The 15,784-nt window shown below is 51.1% G+C and carries 21 protein-coding genes; 18 read left to right on the forward strand and 3 right to left on the reverse strand.

Annotated features, from left to right (window positions below; translation table 11 throughout):
* The first annotated feature begins 144 nt into the window (after positions 1 to 144).
* The 8 genes from B3229_RS17710 (at position 145) to B3229_RS17745 (ending at position 4,273) form a co-directional block, all read left to right on the forward strand.
* Positions 145 to 1,170, forward strand: a complete 1,026-nt coding sequence (locus B3229_RS17710; protein WP_286872921.1) for a DnaT-like ssDNA-binding domain-containing protein — start codon at positions 145 to 147, stop codon at positions 1,168 to 1,170.
* A complete protein-coding gene (locus tag B3229_RS17715) occupies positions 1,139 to 1,612 on the forward strand; it encodes a replication protein P (RefSeq protein ID WP_286872923.1) in 474 nt (157 codons plus the stop codon). The genes B3229_RS17710 and B3229_RS17715 overlap by 32 nt, the downstream gene beginning before the upstream one ends.
* Entirely contained in the window at positions 1,609 to 1,974 is a 366-nt protein-coding gene (locus tag B3229_RS17720; protein WP_286872926.1) for a hypothetical protein, read from the forward strand. Before B3229_RS17715 ends, B3229_RS17720 begins: the two co-directional genes overlap by 4 nt.
* A 14-nt stretch (positions 1,975 to 1,988) precedes the next feature.
* On the forward strand, positions 1,989 to 2,390 hold the full coding sequence (locus B3229_RS17725) for a hypothetical protein (protein ID WP_286872929.1): 402 nt from the start codon (positions 1,989 to 1,991) through the stop codon (positions 2,388 to 2,390).
* Between the two features lie 397 nt (positions 2,391 to 2,787).
* A complete protein-coding gene (locus B3229_RS17730) occupies positions 2,788 to 2,976 on the forward strand; it encodes a hypothetical protein (RefSeq protein WP_286872931.1) in 189 nt (62 codons plus the stop codon).
* A gap of 61 nt (positions 2,977 to 3,037) precedes the next feature.
* Positions 3,038 to 3,637, forward strand: a complete 600-nt coding sequence (locus B3229_RS17735; protein WP_286872934.1) for a DUF1367 family protein — start codon at positions 3,038 to 3,040, stop codon at positions 3,635 to 3,637.
* On the forward strand, positions 3,634 to 3,921 hold the full coding sequence (locus B3229_RS17740; protein WP_286872937.1) for a Ref family recombination enhancement nuclease: 288 nt from the start codon (positions 3,634 to 3,636) through the stop codon (positions 3,919 to 3,921). The genes B3229_RS17735 and B3229_RS17740 overlap by 4 nt, the downstream gene beginning before the upstream one ends.
* Before the next feature lie 4 nt (positions 3,922 to 3,925).
* Positions 3,926 to 4,273 carry an antiterminator Q family protein gene (locus B3229_RS17745; RefSeq protein WP_286872940.1) on the forward strand — a complete coding sequence of 116 codons (348 nt, stop codon included), beginning with the start codon at positions 3,926 to 3,928 and terminating at the stop codon, positions 4,271 to 4,273.
* On the opposite strand, the gene B3229_RS17750 is transcribed toward B3229_RS17745, so the two are convergent.
* Complete coding sequence (locus B3229_RS17750) at positions 4,262 to 5,431, reverse strand: hypothetical protein (RefSeq protein ID WP_286872943.1); 1,170 nt, start codon at positions 5,429 to 5,431, stop codon at positions 4,262 to 4,264. The genes B3229_RS17745 and B3229_RS17750 overlap by 12 nt on opposite strands.
* A gap of 75 nt (positions 5,432 to 5,506) precedes the next feature.
* Positions 5,507 to 6,682: a nucleoid-associated protein gene (locus B3229_RS17755; protein WP_286872946.1), complete on the reverse strand. Its 1,176-nt coding sequence runs from the start codon at positions 6,680 to 6,682 to the stop codon at positions 5,507 to 5,509.
* 531 nt (positions 6,683 to 7,213) lie between these two features.
* Here B3229_RS17755 and B3229_RS17760 point away from each other — a divergent pair.
* The 7 genes from B3229_RS17760 (at position 7,214) to B3229_RS17795 (ending at position 11,358) form a co-directional block, all read left to right on the forward strand.
* Entirely contained in the window at positions 7,214 to 7,531 is a 318-nt protein-coding gene (locus B3229_RS17760) for a hypothetical protein (protein ID WP_286872949.1), read from the forward strand.
* Positions 7,515 to 8,039 carry a lysozyme gene (locus B3229_RS17765; RefSeq protein ID WP_286872952.1) on the forward strand — a complete coding sequence of 175 codons (525 nt, stop codon included), beginning with the start codon at positions 7,515 to 7,517 and terminating at the stop codon, positions 8,037 to 8,039. Before B3229_RS17760 ends, B3229_RS17765 begins: the two co-directional genes overlap by 17 nt.
* Positions 8,039 to 8,488, forward strand: a complete 450-nt coding sequence (locus B3229_RS17770) for a lysis protein (RefSeq protein WP_422662152.1) — start codon at positions 8,039 to 8,041, stop codon at positions 8,486 to 8,488. The genes B3229_RS17765 and B3229_RS17770 overlap by 1 nt, the downstream gene beginning before the upstream one ends.
* Positions 8,489 to 8,577: 89 nt before the next feature.
* Positions 8,578 to 9,135, forward strand: a complete 558-nt coding sequence (locus tag B3229_RS17780) for a hypothetical protein (RefSeq protein WP_286872955.1) — start codon at positions 8,578 to 8,580, stop codon at positions 9,133 to 9,135.
* Between the two features lie 97 nt (positions 9,136 to 9,232).
* Complete coding sequence (locus B3229_RS17785) at positions 9,233 to 10,141, forward strand: hypothetical protein (RefSeq protein ID WP_286872957.1); 909 nt, start codon at positions 9,233 to 9,235, stop codon at positions 10,139 to 10,141.
* 5 nt (positions 10,142 to 10,146) lie between these two features.
* Entirely contained in the window at positions 10,147 to 10,389 is a 243-nt protein-coding gene (locus B3229_RS17790; protein ID WP_286872960.1) for a hypothetical protein, read from the forward strand.
* A 12-nt stretch (positions 10,390 to 10,401) separates the two neighbouring features.
* Positions 10,402 to 11,358 (forward strand): terminase small subunit, encoded by a 957-nt coding sequence (locus B3229_RS17795; RefSeq protein WP_286872963.1) that lies wholly within the window; start codon positions 10,402 to 10,404, stop codon positions 11,356 to 11,358.
* A gap of 15 nt (positions 11,359 to 11,373) precedes the next feature.
* Here B3229_RS17795 and B3229_RS17800 read toward each other — a convergent pair whose 3' ends face one another.
* The gene (locus B3229_RS17800) at positions 11,374 to 11,589 is read right to left on the reverse strand and encodes a HEAT repeat domain-containing protein (RefSeq protein ID WP_286872966.1); all 216 of its coding nucleotides are present in this window, start codon (positions 11,587 to 11,589) and stop codon (positions 11,374 to 11,376) included.
* 74 nt (positions 11,590 to 11,663) lie between these two features.
* On the opposite strand from B3229_RS17800, the gene B3229_RS17805 reads away from it, so the two are divergent.
* From B3229_RS17805 to B3229_RS17815, 3 genes are read left to right on the forward strand one after another with little or no spacing between them, the layout of a single operon-like run.
* Entirely contained in the window at positions 11,664 to 13,280 is a 1,617-nt protein-coding gene (locus B3229_RS17805) for a TerL protein (protein WP_286872969.1), read from the forward strand.
* Between the two features lies 1 nt (position 13,281).
* Positions 13,282 to 14,751: a DUF1073 domain-containing protein gene (locus tag B3229_RS17810; protein ID WP_286872972.1), complete on the forward strand. Its 1,470-nt coding sequence runs from the start codon at positions 13,282 to 13,284 to the stop codon at positions 14,749 to 14,751.
* Positions 14,752 to 14,806: 55 nt separating this feature from the next.
* Positions 14,807 to 15,355 (forward strand): phage minor head protein, encoded by a 549-nt coding sequence (locus B3229_RS17815; protein WP_286873532.1) that lies wholly within the window; start codon positions 14,807 to 14,809, stop codon positions 15,353 to 15,355.
* Positions 15,356 to 15,784 lie beyond the last annotated feature (429 nt).

Genomic DNA, 15,784 nt, shown 5'->3' on the forward strand with positions numbered 1-15,784 from the left:
AGTAAATCAAAGCTGGCAGGGCTGCTGGTTATAACGTTTTTAAGCGCTGGGCGCTGCTCCGGCGGCGACCTGATTTTATTGCCCCAGGCGACACCGCAATTATGCGGGGGTGGCGATATAGCGCGCGAGTTGTATGAGGTTTTAATGAGTCTCGATGCAATGCGGTGGGCCAAAAAGGTCAAGACCGGCAGATCATCGGCTAAAGCCGTACTGACATGGCTGGCGGATATGTGCGGGTCAGACCTGACAGCATATCCCTCGATCACTGCGCTGGCTGAAGCCACCGAGCTGGACAAAAAAACTGTTCAGTCGTGCCTTCAGTATCTCATTGCCCAGGGGTTTATCGAAGATACCGGCGAGCGGCGAGGGCGAACAAAGCAGATCCCCGTCTATCGTCTGACAGGCGTGGAGGAGAGCATCGCTGATGCGGAACGCACCCAAAAACGGGACTGTTTAAACGATCCCAAAATCGGGAGTGTTAAACCAAACAACCCCAAAAGTGGGTGCGTTAAAAACAACCAAACGATCCCGTTTTTTCCGTCAAACGATCCCAAAAACGGGATCCGGAATCCCCCAGAGGAACCTAAAGATCTAAACCCCATATATAGCCAGGCCAAAATTTCGCCAGGAGAGATTCTGCCCGAAATAGCGGTCCTCGAATATCCAGGACGGCCGGGAGTTTTATTTTCGGCATCACCACCAGCGGGAAAATTCGCGATGCATCCCAACTGGGACGTGTCACCAGATTTTGAGCAGCGCGCCGCTCTCTGGGGACGGGCAGTGCCTGCACGCATGAATCGCCAAAGCTGGCAGCCGGTTTTACACAGCTTCATCGCCTACTGGCAGGCGGAGGGCAAATTTTTCCATCAGGTTCAGTGGGAACAAAAATTCGCAACACAGCTGCAGCGTGCGGCTGCGGAAAATCTCAAAACACGAGGTATCAGGCATGCAGAACCAGATTCAACATCAACCGCAAACGTCGCCGTTCAGCAGATCCGGGCAGCCCGAGCACAGCAACAGCGAGTTCGAGGACAGGGCATGGGCATTCTGGGAGACCATGGGGGAAATTTACTCCAGCCGGTGGACGACAAAAAACGGGTCAGCCCCGTCCGATCTCTGGATTGCTCAGGTCGGGAATTTGACCAGTACCCAGATGACAACAATCTGTAATGCGATGGTCGCGCGGTGTGCCGCCGGCAACTCATGGCCGCCTGATCTGGCTGAGTTTGTGACGCTGGTGGCCGAGAACTGCGAGACAGCGCTGGGCCTCAAGCCCGCCGATGTGATGAACGAATACTGGCGCTGGCGCCGTGAAACCTATCGCTATGACTCAGCTGAGCAATTCCCCTGGCGACACGATGTTTTATACCAAATTTGCACCGAGATGCGCCGCATGGGTACAGAGCGGCAGATGACGGAGCGCGAGCTTGAGGGGCTGGCAGGGCGGCTGCTGGCGAAGTGGGAAAAGCATGTCAGTAAAGGGTTCTCGATTCCGCCGGTTCGCAAGCAGCTGGACAAGCCGCGGCATCCCACAGGGCCAACCCCGGCACAGATTCTGATGGAGCAGTACAACCGACAAAAGGCCGCCCAGGCTAACAGGAGCAATTCATGAAAGAAAATTTAAAAATCACCGCCGCGCAGCTGGCGAAAATCATTCAGGGCAAGATGCTGACAGTGCCGGAGATGCACGAGCTGGTGGGGGGTGTTTATCCAGGTTATGAGCAGGAAAGCCTCTGGGTTGCCCTGAGAACGCTGCGAACCTCACCCAATTGCCATATTGAAACGGTAATTCGCGGAAAGCACCGCGCGTATCACCTGCGCAGTGCCAGTGAGCGGTTTTTTGCCCGCTCGGCCGCCGTGTGCAGCCGGCGGGAAAGAGGCGATCGCCGGGCCAACCATTTCACTGATGACGAGATGAGATTTATCCAACGCGCCTCTGAGTTTGATCGGCTACTGCGCACCGCGCGGGCATAAGAAAGGGAAATTTCATGAAAACCATCACTGACGTTTTGAGCAAGGTTGGCAAGGCAAGCACGAGGGAAATCGCCGCGATCCTCGACATCGATGTCCGGGATATGTTGGCGCTGCTGCGTGAGCAGGAAGAAGAGGGGCTGATCGTAGGCATCAACGGTCACTGGCAGCTGGCAGTGACAGACGCTGAGTCAGAGAACGCTTATACCCAAGTGCCAGCACCAGCGCCGGCGATACCGCCTTTAGCAGTCATCTGGTCAGCACCGCAGGACGTGCAGGAATTCCCGACCCTGGCATGGGTACGCCAGCGGCGCCGGGAGCTTAAAAACGAAATGCGCTGGTTGTCTCAGATCGAAAATATTGCTCGCCAGATAGAGCGTAAAAAGGCGGCTGTGGCGTATTTCCGGGAATGGGGATGAGTGTATAAGGCCAACGGGCCCCTGAGGTTAGCTTTTGGCGCCCGTCTCATTTTTTTTTGGCAAAAACCGCTTAACAATCCCCTTGTGTTTTTAGACATCAAGTCAAATATTTCTATGCGGATTACAATTAATTAATTCGTGTTCAGCAAAAGAATCTCTTTTTTATAGCCACTTTTATTGCTTGCTTAATATCAATTAACAAAAATAGAGTATACCTCAAAAGAGGTAGAGTAATTCCGACGGAATTTTCTTCAATTTGCACGGATGCCAGCCTGAGGCGATCTGGACGATCCTTCTCGGAGCTCAACTTCTGTAAAGGTAATGATGAGCAAGTTGAAGGGTTCGAAGCCCATATATTTGGAAATGCGCTTATTTTCATTGTGTGTGGGGGTGAGCTATGCACATCCCTGAACATCTGATCCCGGAATTTAACGAAAGCACTCGCCCGGTAATTATTTATCGCAACAGCGACGGAACATTCGCAGAGGGATTCGTCCTGCGCGATGATGAGTTTGTTGCCAGCCTGGATATGATAAAAGCGGCTATGAACTGCGCGGGCATTCCTGTAATAGACGCAGATAAATAGCCCTCGTATAATACCCGCGGGCCTGAACAGCCCGAGTAATCACTGTGCCACCGGAGGACTGATGGCACAGATTCAATTTTTAAAATCCGCATCCCAGATCCTGACTCCGGCTACGCCCGAAGCCAGCGAATTTTTACAGCGCATTAAAACCGGCGAGTGGGTGTCTGCCGAATTCCGGCGCGTCCGCAACTACCAGTTTCACAAACGCTTCTTCAAACTCCTGCAGCTCGGCTTCGACTACTGGACGCCGGCCGGCGGCGCGCTGACGGCAGGCGAGCTCGAGCTGGTCGATCGCTTCGTCTCTTACCAAATAAAGATGGCCGGCAACGCGCATGGTGCGACGCTGCGGGCGTTTGCTGATGAGTTTATCCTCCTCGAAGGCCAGCTGCGCACTCGCGAGGTGGCGTTGCTCAAATCCTTCGAACCCTACCGTGAGTGGGTGACCGTCCAGGCCGGTTACTACGATGACGTGATCCTGCCTGACGGAACCCGCCGGCGCCTTGCAAAATCCATCAGCTTTGCACGCATGGACGAAGACACTTTCCAGGCCTTCTACAAGGCCGCCTTCAACGTTCTCTGGAACCACATTCTGTTCCGCAAGTTCCGCTCTCAGCAGGAAGCGGAGAGCGTGGCCATGCAGCTGCTGGAGTTCGCATCATGACTAAAGCGGAACGACAGCACCTGCAGCGCGTTGCCGATCTCGGCTGCATCGTCTGCCGGCAGCACTTCAGCGTGTTCAGCCCGGCAGAAGTGCATCACCTGCGCGCTGGCTGCGGAGCAGGGCAGCGCGCCAGCCATTATCGAACAATCCCACTTTGTCCACCCCACCACCGAACTGGCGGGTACGGCGTGGCCATCCACGCTGGACAGAAGATGTGGGAAAAAAATTACGGTACAGAAGAAAGCCTGCTGGCGCAGGCGTATGAGCTATTAAAAGGAGAGTAAGACGTTGCGCGATATCTATGACGTATTGGAAGAATGGGGCGCCTGGGCAGCTTCTGATAACAGTGGTGTAGACTGGCAGCCCATAGCGGCAGGCTTCAAGGGCTTATTACCTCATGGTAAGAAATCGCGAATTCAGTGTGATGACGATACAGGGATTCTGATAGATGGATGTGTAGCGCGATTGAAAAAATTGAAGCCAGAAGAGTACGAGCTGATTATTGCGCATTTTGTGGTTGGCATTTCTTTGCGTTCTATTGCTAAGAGACGTAAGTGCTCTGATGGTAAAATAAGAAAGGAATTACAGTCAGCCATCGGATTTATAGAGGGTGTCTTAAATATTCTAGCCAATTAGCTTGAACAACGTTATAAGGGCGCCAGCGGAAACTGGCGCCCACGCGGCTATCAGTAAAAACCATAAAACCCTAGAGCAAAAGATCTCATTTTTGGATAAGTTGTCTAGGGCTTCAGTAATCCTCACCTTTAAATCGTTACTTTCCTCAAAACGATTTTTATTATCTTCTATTTTCTTGTTCATTGATTCAAAAACTATACTTTTGGCGTGTCTGATTCTGTAAAATTGGTTTTGTTGAGATAAAATTGTAAGGTGCATAATCAAAGAAGTTAAAAATAAACCGGCGAGTGCAATTATAATTTCTGTTTTATCTGACAGTTTAAGTAGACCAATTGCCCCAACTAAAGAAATTGGTATGGCTAAAACCTTGCTAGACAAGTCTAGTAACGTTTTAGAAGTTTTTTCAGCAAAGTCAATTTCAGCGTCAGCTATTTCTTTTCTGGATTTATGGAAAGAGAATGCAGACATATAAACGGCAAGGTTGTTTGTATATAATCTATTTACAGAGTCCCAGCTAACGATTAAATCTGTAAAGTTAGCTTTATTATCATTAATGTATTCTATTAGGGTGTTTCTGAATGTATTTATTTTTTCATCATAATGTGCGTCGGTTAACGGATTAATAGAAACTAAATTATTAATCAAATCAATATTAAAATTCTCAACGAGTAAAATTTCCTTACTTAAAGAAGTTTCAATTACGGCTGAGGTGGATTTAGACTCGGAATGCATCACAAATACTAAGCGATAAAAACTACTGCTACCTTCACTTTTGATATCATGATAATGAGCAATCTTGGCTAATGAAGATATTAAGGATAGGGTTTTTTCTAATGTTCCAATAAATGATGGCTTGTGTTTATCTTCAGAATAAAAGTCATCTTCTACAATATAATATTCTTTTGGAAACAATCCTTTTGATAAGCAGCTTGCAGAAATAAACTCATCACTATTTTTGTAAAATTTATCCGCAGTGCTTTGATTAATAATAAAAGCATATTTACTTTCACTCCACACCTCAGGAAGATCATCTAGGTCGTCTACAAAACCCCCATCAACTTCAAGCTCATCAAAGCGTCCGGCAGGGAAGTGTCCAGTTAAAATATCAACCAAAGTTTGATGAGTTTTTTTTGAATAAGAAATAGTGCCTTTAATCATAACTCCATCAAAGAGTGGATCTTTAGAGTTTTTGAATAATTGCACTATTTTTAGTAGGTCGGTCATTTTATCAGATTACTCTAATTTATTATCTATCTTTTTGATTAAAGCCTGCTTTCTTTCTTTAATTGCTGATTCAATTTTCGATTTGGCTTCTGCTGGTAAGTTGTTGAAAACTAAACTTCCTTTTGATTGATCATAAAAGATCATAGCATCACTGGTTTCGCCTAGCAATTCCTTATCAAAGTTAAAGCTATATAATTTGTCTTTAAAAGAAACGTTCTTTATTTTATCAAGCGTAGGTTTATTAATTACAAATTCAGAAGGAATGCGGGTTTTTTCATTGTTGAGGTGCTTCATAAATCCTTCAACTAATGAATCTCTTTCATCTTCAGCTAAAGTTGTTAAATGAGCAGATGCTAAATCCGCTATGTCGGCAAGCTTCGCCGGATTCTTGCTTTCATTTTTTTCATCAAGATATCTAATAACTTTATTCCTAAAGCTTTCAGCTAACCGCTTTGTTCTTTCATCGCTTTTAAAATAATTTCGTGCTTCTCTAGGCAATGCTCGGGTAGCTCCGGAAGAAGCTATACCCTTATCACAACCTAAAGCTGCGATAAAATAAGCTGAAGCTGATTGGCCTTTAGTCTTACTGACAAAGCTCAAATAACTTAGTTCTGATTTAGTAGAATCATCTGCTTTGATATATTTATCGTACAAATGGAAATTTATCTTCGCGGCTTGATTTATATTGCTTAAGTCAAGATGCACTAATTCCTGAGGTTCGAGAGCATCACTTATACTCATGCCGCCTTTTTTCTTTAACATGGTGATTAACAAGAAGCGTATATTTTCTGAAATGTAATCAGTGAAGACAATATAACCTCCTGAAGGCCAGGTTTGTCCCTTAGCTTCTTCAAAAAATTGCTTCATAATAGAGTTTGAAAAATCAATAAATTCACTTGAATTGAAGTTGGGAAGAGAAAAGTATTTGTGAAATTTATCCGGAATTGGCCCTATACCCTTAGGGTTAGACTCTTTATCATTAATGGTCTTAAATACGCCATAGTGAGCTGTATTACCACGTGAGCCATATAATTTTATTACATCTTCTACAAGCTTATTGACGATTACGTTATTTTTATCAAGCTCTGTTTTTCGCAAGTTATATGGTTTTGAATGATCAAAATCCTTTCCGCTTTCTTTGATCAATTCATGCACTATTACATGTTTAAGTATAGGTTTATTCATTTTTCATCCAATCCAAATGGGAGAATTAAGGTTTGTATCATAAAGAAACACTAACGCGTACGCAAAATGTACAGTAATCTGCTATGGGTTGTCACTATGCACTGACACATAACATTCAAAACCTCGCCACCTCGCGAGGTTTTTTGCTTTCTGCACCACAGAGAGCGTTCTCAGTGACACTGGATCTAGCGGGTAGAATGGCTCACATGAAGGGGCACAAGGAAAAGCTTCTTTGTGGAAAATGAGCAGGCTTGTTGGCATTAGGCTAGTGCCGAAGGTAGAACTAGTCGCGATGACTGATTTGCTGGGTTGGCTGAGATGTCATAGCAACTGATTGTAATCAGCGGATCGTAGATTCTATACATGCAGCCAACCCCAGATAGTTACACGAAAGCAACACTTCTAGGCTCGCTTCGGCGGGCCTTATTTATACCCAAAGGCGCCACCAGCACCCACCGCGCACCCTGTGTATGGCTGGAGCGCGGCTTTTTCTTTTAACTTCATCAGCCGCCCGCTACGGGAGGGCAGAGCATGCAACGTATGGAATCAACATCTCAGCAAATGCCGTACTGGTGGTCAGCGTGCCTGGCGTTCTTCTCAACACTCAGTCTCTACGATTACGTTTTTTGCGTCGGCGCGGCGATCTCCGCATTTTTCACGATCAAAACGTATTACGCAGCTCGACGTGAGAAGCGGCAGCAGCTGACGGAAGAGCGCGCGCGCACTGAGATGCTGCGTCGTTACTTAGAGGGCGTGATGTCTGTCCCGGAAGGCGAGCGGCCGGCGGATGTTGAGGTCGTAGCGAACGCGATCAGAATGGCAGGGGGTGCAGATGCCAGCGCTGAATAAAAAAAGTAGCGCCGCCGGCGCAGTATGTGCGGTCTCAGCGATTATCGCGATTTTACTTTCGAACGGGCAGGTTCGCACGAACCAGCGCGGCCTGGAGTTAATCGGCAACGCCGAGGGCTGCAGGCGTGAGCCGTACATCTGCCCGGCAGGCATAGCAACAGACGGCATCGGCAATACGCACGGCGTGGCGACGGGAAGACGGAAAACGGATCAGCAGATCGCCAACGACTGGCAGCGCAATATCCTCGACGCTGAGACGTGCGTGAATCGTTATGCCGGCGGCGCCAGGTTGCCGGATAACACATTTTCCGCTGCGGCCTCGATCGCGTTCAACGCTGGCTGCCCGACGATGCAGAAAAGCACCATGTTTCGCTATTTCCGCCAGGGGCAGCTGGTGGCCGGCTGCAATGAGTTTCCACGCTGGGTGTACGCAGGCGGTAAAAAACTGCCGGGTCTGGTTATCCGCCGGCAGGCAGAAAAGCAGCTGTGCCTTGAGGGTGTGAAGTGATGCGGTACTTACTTCTGTGTCTCAGCCTGGTTGCATTTGGGGCAGTGCTGCTTGCCAGCCATTATCATGGTAAAGCCACAGAGTGGCGCGCTGTGGCACAGCAGTCGCAGCAGCTGCTTAAGCAGCAGGAAGACGCTATAAACGAAATGCAGAAGCGACAGCGTGCCGTTGCTGCGCTCGATGCAAAATACACGAAGGATTTAGTCGATGCTCAGACGACTATCGATAAGCTGCAGCGCGATGTTGCTTCTGGCCGCAAGCGGCTGCAGCTCAACGCGGCCTGTACGAAGCAATCCGCCACCGGAACCGCCAGCCTGGATGATGCAGCCCGCGCCCGACTTTCTGACACCGCTGAACGGGATTATTTCATCCTCAGAAGTCGAATCGAGCTCGCCGGAGAGCAAATCGCAGGGTTGCAGCATTACATACAAGAGCTGTGCCTAAAGTAAGGCTTGCATTACAAGATATTTTTTTAATGGCCTTGAATTAATAGTTGTTAGGGGTATTGTATTGACTTCTTTATTTCAAAGGGATCAGTATGAAAGACCTAACAGATGCTGTTCAACAGGCTTTAAAGGATAATAATTATTTTTCAGCAATGTTTATTGCTTTGTCCTTGCCAGATATATGTGGAAGTCTTGAAACACCTAAAGAAAAAAATGGAGCTAGAGCAAAAAGGTGGTTCAAAGAAAATTTGGGACCTAAGTATATGCCGAACAATCGTTATGAAGTCATGCTAAATTTTAGACCGGATGGTATAGCCACGCTTCCTCCTAGGGAAGCTGAGAAGTTGAAAAAAGAACCAGCTACAGTTAGGTTTACTCCTGAAATGTTCTGGTCGCTTAGAAATGCTTTCTTACACGAAGCTTCAGATAAAAATAAGTCAGTGAAGTTTCATATAACGCACTCAAGAACACCAATGATGATGATTAATGGCGCTTTGCAATTGAGCTCAATTGAATTCTGCAAAGACATGTGTAATGCAGTAACAAGATGGATTACAAAAATGCAAAGTAATGCCATTGTTACTAAAAGAATCACCGAAAGAGCGAAAATTACCAATTACATAAATGATGGCATGTATATCATCCTATAATTTACTACGAATACTACCGCCTGCGGGCGGTTTTTTTACGCCTGATGAAAGGATGGTTAATATACAAATTTTAACTTTTGAAAAGGACTAATGCGGAGTGGAAATCAGCACAATCCCAGCGATCGGTGGTAGTAGCAGTAAAGGCATATTTACTGAGCGGCAGATCATTGGTGCGGATGACGTTGGCGAACCGTTATTGATTGATCTCACAGCTGACGCGCTGGATCCGCGTATCACTTTCACGGGCCCGGCCCATTTCTATTACACAAAATCCGGCGCGCTGGCGTTATGCGCTGAGAATGAGTGGCCGCTCGAGTACCAGAACGGGCAGGCCGTAGGCCGGCACGCGCCGGAGCCTGAAGCCACAAATTTACAGCCGTACAGCCGCGCGACGACGATTTCGGACTATCTGGTCAAAAGCGATGATCTGGAATTAATTGTTGATGCCACCGGCGCACCGGATGGCGGCGCCATTGGCCGAATTCCGGAAGCGTGTGAATCGTATCTGGTGTCGCAGGACGTGGAGAGTGCGGTCCTGGTACCGCAGACGCGTTATGCGTTAACCAGCGGATGGCAGCGACTGACATACGCAGTGACGGTAACAAGGCGTTCGCGCGTTCGGCTGCGCTACGGTCAACACGGGGTTTCAACTCCGTCGATATGGCTGACGCAAAACCCAGACTATGGCAAATGGCTGCCCGCCGGCGACTACGCGATCAGCTGGTTTGTAAAAGCCGGCGATGGCTCAACATTTCCTGCTGGCTTTGCGCAAATAGAGTCCGGAAGCATATGCACATCGCCTGTCGTTAATGAAACCGCAGCAACAGCATCTCGCGCTGCATCTACGGTCACTATCGACACCAAGGGCTTTCGGATGATCACTGTGCGCTACACGGGCAACTACGGCGAAAGCTTCAGCGCCCTCGGCAACGTCTCAACGCTGCGAGTCGCACAGCGTGCGCACTGGGGAACGCGGTACATCCGACAAATTCTACTGAGCAGGTAAAAATTATGCCGACAAAAATGGTAACGCTGACGCGCACGCCGCAGCTGGTCTGCGACGGCACATCAAATTTCAGCGTAAACACGAAAGGCGCCAGCGTTTATTTTGCTGAAAGCGAGGACCAGCCGACCGATTTGACGGTTCACGACGAGTTGACCGGGCGGCTGGGATTCGGCCCGAACGTCATGATCTGGATGTGGGTCGATACTGATTATGGTCCCACCATCCCGGTGATCAGCTGGTACGAATAACGGAGAAGAGGTATGGCAAAACCGGACTGGGGAGCGCTGCAGGTTCTGTTCCTCGCCGAGCATGCCAAAACGGGTATATCACCCAAAGAATGGTGCGAGGCGCGGGGGCTGAATTATTCATCTGCGCGCCGGTATATAAAAAAGCCTGCTGCGCAGAAATCTGTGCGCGCTGGCCAGCGCAACATTCAGTCTGCGCAGCGCAGCAACAGCGAAAGTGCGCAGCCCGTTGCGCAAGAGTTTGATCTGCGCAGCTATGGTCTCAATGATATGCAGATTCGGTTTGTTGAAGAATATCTCATCGACCTGAACCGGACAGCTGCATATAAGCGGGCGGGTTATAAAGGTGAGGGCAATACGGCTTACGTCAACGCCTCACGCATGCTCAGAAATGCTAAGGTCGCGGTTGCAGTTCGTGATGCGATGGATGCGCGCGCGCGCCGCACCCAGATTACACAGGATGCCGTGCTGCAGTGGTGGTGGGATATCGCTACCGCTGACGCAACGCAGCTCACGGAACTGCACCGCTACTGCTGCCGATACTGCTGGGGATTCGGTCACAACTACCAGTGGCGCGACGCGGTGGAGTTTGAAGAAAAGCGCCGCGACGCGCTGGCGCGCAAGCAGCGCGAGCCGAGCGATGAAGGCGGGTACGGTTACGACGCGCAGATTGATCCTAACCCCGAGTGCCCGCGCTGCAACGGTCTGGGCCTGAGTCGCCCCGTTTTTCACGATACCCGTGATTTAACTGGCGCCGCGCGCCGTTTGTTCGCTGGCGTGAAAGAGGGGAAATTTGGGCTGGAAATCGTCATGCGCAATCAGGATGACGCTTTGAAAATGGTTGCACAGCACATCGGCATGGTGAAAACGAAAACTGAGATCAGCGGACCGGATGGCGGCCCAATCCAGTCAGAACAGGTTTCTCTGACACCGGATCAGGCAGCCGACCTCTACCGCAAAATGATGGGGTAATATCCGTCTGAACGGCTAGGCAGCATCTGATTTTCTGTGTATGCGCCCAAGTGCTTTGATGGCCGCAATTTTAATTTCATGATCTATATCGTCAGTTAATTCCAGTAGACGATTAACTACGGCAGATGAACGGTTCCCTCCTTCTCCTAACGCATAAATAGCAGCAAGCTGTATATGTTTTTGAGTAGCTTCAGTAAAAGACAACAGCTTTTTGGTTACAGTCGAATTCATAAAACCTCCTGTTTAATTATTCCGCAAAACAATATCGGATTTTATGCTTTTAAAATCAAGGAGGGATGTTTTATATGCCCATTCCCTTTCCGTTCGATTTCAAAAACCCTGACTACACGCAGGTGTTCGAGTGGCGCATTGAGCGGCTGCAGCGCATCCGGCAAAACCCTGGCATGCTGCCGGCGCTGAAAGCGTTCTACCGTGACAATCCTGCGCAATTCATTATCGACTGGGGCATGACGACAGACCCGCGCAACCTCGACTACGGCCTGCCCGTAACCATCCCGTTCCTGCTGTTCCCACGGCAGGAAGAGTGGATCCACTGGATCATGGACCGCCGGCGCAACCTGGAAAACGGCATCACGGAGAAAAGCCGCGAGATGGGGCTGAGCTGGACGTCGATCGGGCTGGCGTGCTCGCTGTGCCTGTTCAGCAAAGAGATGGTGATCGGGTTCGGCTCGCGCAAAGAGGAATACGTGGACAGCACCGGCGACCCAAAAGCGCTCTTCTGGAAAGCCCGGAAATTCGTCGAGATGCTGCCGGTTGAGTTTCGCGGCACCTGGAACGAGAAGAAGCACGCGCCGTATATGCGCGTTGAGTTCCCGGACACTGGCGCAGTGCTGAAAGGCGAAGCGGGCGACAACATCGGCCGCGGCGACCGCACTACGCTCTATTTCGTCGACGAAGCCGCATTCCTGCAGCGCCCGCTGCTGATAGATGCGGCGCTGTCCCAGACGACGCGCTGCCGCATCGACCTGAGTTCGGTCAACGGCATGGCCAACCCGTTCGCACAAAAGCGGCACGGCGGCAAAATACCCGTTTTCACCTTTCACTGGCGAAGCGATCCGCGCAAAGACGAGGAGTGGTATCGCCGCGAATGCGAGAAAATCGACAACCCGGTCGTGGTGGCGCAGGAGCTTGATCTTAATTACAGCGCATCAGCTGAAGGCGTTCTCATCCCGTCCGAGTGGGTGCAGGCCGCCGTCGACGCGCACATCAAGCTGGGTATTAAACCTACCGGCAAGCGCCTCGGGGCGATGGACGTGGCCGACGAAGGGCGCGATAAAAACGCCTTTTCTACGCGCCATGGCTTCCTGCTGGAGAATATTCGCGAATGGTCTGGCGTGGGCAGCGACATTTACGGATCCGTCGAGAAGGTTTTCGGCTACTGCGAGGAGGACAACCTCGAAGAATTCCGCTTCGATGAAGATGGTCTCGGCGCCGGCGTGCGCGGTGATGCGCGCGCCATCAACGAAATGCGTAAAGCGGCCCGGCGCCCAACGATCCTCGCGACGCCGTTCCGCGGTAGCGGCGCGGTATTCGATCCCGACGCCGAGGCTGTGCGCGGCGACAACGGGCAAAAGGCGCGGCTGAACAAAGATTTTTTTGCGAATGCCAAGGCGCAAAGCTGGTGGCATCTCCGCAAAAGATTCCAGAACACGTACCGCGCCGTAAAAGAAGGATTGGACTACAACCCGGACGAAATCATCTCGATCAGCAGCGCGATGGCGAGCAAAGACAAACTCATCATCGAACTGTCGCAGCCGACCTACTCCATTAACGGCGTAGGGAAAATCATCGTCGATAAACAGCCAGACGGCACCAGGTCGCCGAACCTCGCCGACTCGGTGATGATCAGCTACGCACCTATGAACACCTCACTCGATATTTGGGCAATGCTCGGAGCTTGATATGTCCCGTAAAAAACGCCGTAACGGCGCACAAAGGCCCGTTGCGACTGCTGACGGGTACAACAATTTCACGGCCAAATTAGGCACGGCCACATCGAACATTCAGACCGGCGGGACACATCTGCCGGACTACCTGACGCGCAACCGCGTTAAGCTGGAATTTGCATACCGTTCATCGTTTCTGGTCGGCGCCGCCATCGATGCGGTCGCGGACGACATGACACGAAAAGGCGTGACTATCACGTCGCGGCTGGAGCCGGGGCACAAAGGCAAGGTTGACACGTTCTGGGATGAGGCGGGCATCTGGGATGGCCTGAACGACACGCTCAAGTGGTCCCGACTTTACGGCGGCGCGCTGCTGGTGGTGCTGATAGACGGGCAGGATATGTCGACACCGCTCCGGCTCGATCGCATCAGGGAGGGGCAATTTAAAGGCGTGCTTTCGCTCGACCGCTGGATGGTCACGCCGTCCTATTACGACCTGGTGACTGATTACGGCCCACACTTCGGCAAGCCAAAATTTTACAAGGTGGTGACTAATCAGAAAGGCATACCGTCATGGAAAATCCACTACAGCCGGCTGATCCGCCTGGACGGTGAAACTCTGCCATTCCAGCAGGCCCAGACGGAAAACGGCTGGGGGATGTCAGTAGTAGAGCGCATTTTTGAGCGCATCGAGGCGTTCGATACTGCGACGGTTGGCACAACGCAGCTGATCCACAAAGCCCATCTCCGCACGTACAGCATCGATAAACTGCGTCAAATTCTGGCAACAGGTGGCGATCTCGAAGCGGCATTAATGAAGCACATGGACATGATCCGCCAGTTTCAAACCATCGAGGGCATGACCCTCATGGATGCCAGCGACAAATTTGAAACGCACAGCTACTCGTTCGCTGGCGTTGCCGACGTCATGCTGCGGTTTGCTGAGCAGGTCTCCGGGGCGACCGGTATTCCGCTGGTCCGCCTTTTCGGCCAGTCGCCGGCCGGATTCAGCACCGGCGACGGCGACCTCGAAAACTACTATAGCCGGATCAACTCACAACAGGAGCGGCGCCTGCGCCGGCATATACGCTGGCTGATGGACATCACCTGGCGTTCTGAATTTGGCGAAGAGCTGCCCGATGATTTCACGTTCGAGTTCAACAAGCTGTGGGAAATGTCAGACGGCGACCGGGCGACGATGGCAAACAATATCGCGACGGCGCTGGGCGCGCTGGCGGACCGGGGCATTATGCCGCGCCACGCGGCCATGACGGACCTGCGCAATATCTCCGAGGTGATTGGCATCGGCGGGGCAATCACTGACAAGGATATCGAGGATGCGAAGAAAGAGCTGGAGGAGTCTGAATCTGAAAACAGCGCTCCGCCGTCGTTCAGAGAAAACGTACCGACAAAGCCTGTTGGCGATAGTCAGCCAGATAAACGAAATCGTAACTGGTTCATACGATGGTTCCCAGAGCAGCGCTAACCTCGTCATAACCGACCTGACCGGCTATTCACAAATTATCGACGACTGGGCGGAAATGGTCGGGCGCCGGATGTTCAGCCAGGTCGAAGAGGAGGAGTGGCGCCAGTGGCGCAGCGTCTCCGAAGAAATTTCAGAGGGACTTCGGCAGGTCGTCGGCAACACGCCAGTGGGGCACGTTGCCCAGGATATCGTCTACCGGCAAATCCAGCTGATGAAATCGCTGCCGCTTGAGGCAGCCGATCGCGTCAGGGAGATACAGTCCCGCGCCATCGATGCCGTCGTTAAGGGTGAACGACCGGATGCCCTGTACGAGATGATCATGCAGTCCGGCGACGTTGCCGCCAGCAGGGCGCGCATGATAGCGCGGACAGAAATCAGCCGGGCAACCGGCGCACTGACGCAGGCCCGCGCGCTGGCGGTTGGCTCGGAGGGCTACTGGTGGCGCATTAAAGGATCGGGCACGCGGCCATCACACAAAAAGATGCGCGATGTGTTCGTGCGCTGGGATAACCCGCCCACGCTCGACGGCATGACAGGGCACGCCGGATGCCTGCCGAATTGCCAGTGCTGGGCCGAGGTACAAATTCCCGAACCAAGATACTGAATATACAGGCCGCCACGAGCGGCCTTTTTTATTGAGGTGCACGAATGATACGCATCAATTTTATCGATGCTGATAAATGGGTCACCGTCCACCCCAACGGGCATAACAATAAAGGGTCGCCAGTGCTGGTGGGCTCAGGTGGTGAAATCAAGGGCGGCATGGGCGGCAAGTTTAATGGCGAGAAGCTCAGCGAAGTGGGGAAAAAGTTCACTGACCCCAAAACACCAAAAGGCGGCGTCAAAGAGCAACCTAAATCCGAGTCCAAACCCAAGGGAGAAAGCAGCGCATTTCAAACGCGACGCCTGGATCACGGCGAACTCTCTATTCCCCGCAGGCTGAACAATATCAACCGCGATCTGGACCGCTATAAGGCGGAGCAGGCAAAGCAGCAACGTCGCGATCTCGATGATCGGAAATTTCTCCATGAAG

This window comes from Pantoea sp. UBA5035 (assembly GCF_002415245.1).
Taxonomy (GTDB): Bacteria; Pseudomonadota; Gammaproteobacteria; order Enterobacterales; family Enterobacteriaceae; genus Pantoea; species Pantoea septica.

What these genes read in the sequence shown, in the direction of transcription:
- B3229_RS17710 (WP_286872921.1), top strand. Translation starts at nt 145, where the DNA reads ATGAGTCTCGATGCAATGCGGTGGGCCAAAAAGGTCAAGACCGGCAGA.
- B3229_RS17720 (WP_286872926.1), top strand. Translation starts at nt 1,609, where the DNA reads ATGAAAGAAAATTTAAAAATCACCGCCGCGCAGCTGGCGAAAATCATT.
- B3229_RS17725 (WP_286872929.1), top strand. Translation starts at nt 1,989, where the DNA reads ATGAAAACCATCACTGACGTTTTGAGCAAGGTTGGCAAGGCAAGCACG.
- B3229_RS17730 (WP_286872931.1), top strand. Translation starts at nt 2,788, where the DNA reads ATGCACATCCCTGAACATCTGATCCCGGAATTTAACGAAAGCACTCGC.
- B3229_RS17735 (WP_286872934.1), top strand. Translation starts at nt 3,038, where the DNA reads ATGGCACAGATTCAATTTTTAAAATCCGCATCCCAGATCCTGACTCCG.
- B3229_RS17740 (WP_286872937.1), top strand. Translation starts at nt 3,634, where the DNA reads ATGACTAAAGCGGAACGACAGCACCTGCAGCGCGTTGCCGATCTCGGC.
- B3229_RS17750 (WP_286872943.1), bottom strand. Translation starts at nt 5,431, where the DNA reads ATGATTAAAGGCACTATTTCTTATTCAAAAAAAACTCATCAAACTTTG.
- B3229_RS17755 (WP_286872946.1), bottom strand. Translation starts at nt 6,682, where the DNA reads ATGAATAAACCTATACTTAAACATGTAATAGTGCATGAATTGATCAAA.
- B3229_RS17760 (WP_286872949.1), top strand. Translation starts at nt 7,214, where the DNA reads ATGCAACGTATGGAATCAACATCTCAGCAAATGCCGTACTGGTGGTCA.
- B3229_RS17765 (WP_286872952.1), top strand. Translation starts at nt 7,515, where the DNA reads ATGCCAGCGCTGAATAAAAAAAGTAGCGCCGCCGGCGCAGTATGTGCG.
- B3229_RS17770 (WP_422662152.1), top strand. Translation starts at nt 8,039, where the DNA reads ATGCGGTACTTACTTCTGTGTCTCAGCCTGGTTGCATTTGGGGCAGTG.
- B3229_RS17780 (WP_286872955.1), top strand. Translation starts at nt 8,578, where the DNA reads ATGAAAGACCTAACAGATGCTGTTCAACAGGCTTTAAAGGATAATAAT.
- B3229_RS17790 (WP_286872960.1), top strand. Translation starts at nt 10,147, where the DNA reads ATGCCGACAAAAATGGTAACGCTGACGCGCACGCCGCAGCTGGTCTGC.
- B3229_RS17795 (WP_286872963.1), top strand. Translation starts at nt 10,402, where the DNA reads ATGGCAAAACCGGACTGGGGAGCGCTGCAGGTTCTGTTCCTCGCCGAG.
- B3229_RS17800 (WP_286872966.1), bottom strand. Translation starts at nt 11,589, where the DNA reads ATGAATTCGACTGTAACCAAAAAGCTGTTGTCTTTTACTGAAGCTACT.
- B3229_RS17805 (WP_286872969.1), top strand. Translation starts at nt 11,664, where the DNA reads ATGCCCATTCCCTTTCCGTTCGATTTCAAAAACCCTGACTACACGCAG.
- B3229_RS17810 (WP_286872972.1), top strand. Translation starts at nt 13,282, where the DNA reads ATGTCCCGTAAAAAACGCCGTAACGGCGCACAAAGGCCCGTTGCGACT.
- B3229_RS17815 (WP_286873532.1), top strand. Translation starts at nt 14,807, where the DNA reads ATGGTCGGGCGCCGGATGTTCAGCCAGGTCGAAGAGGAGGAGTGGCGC.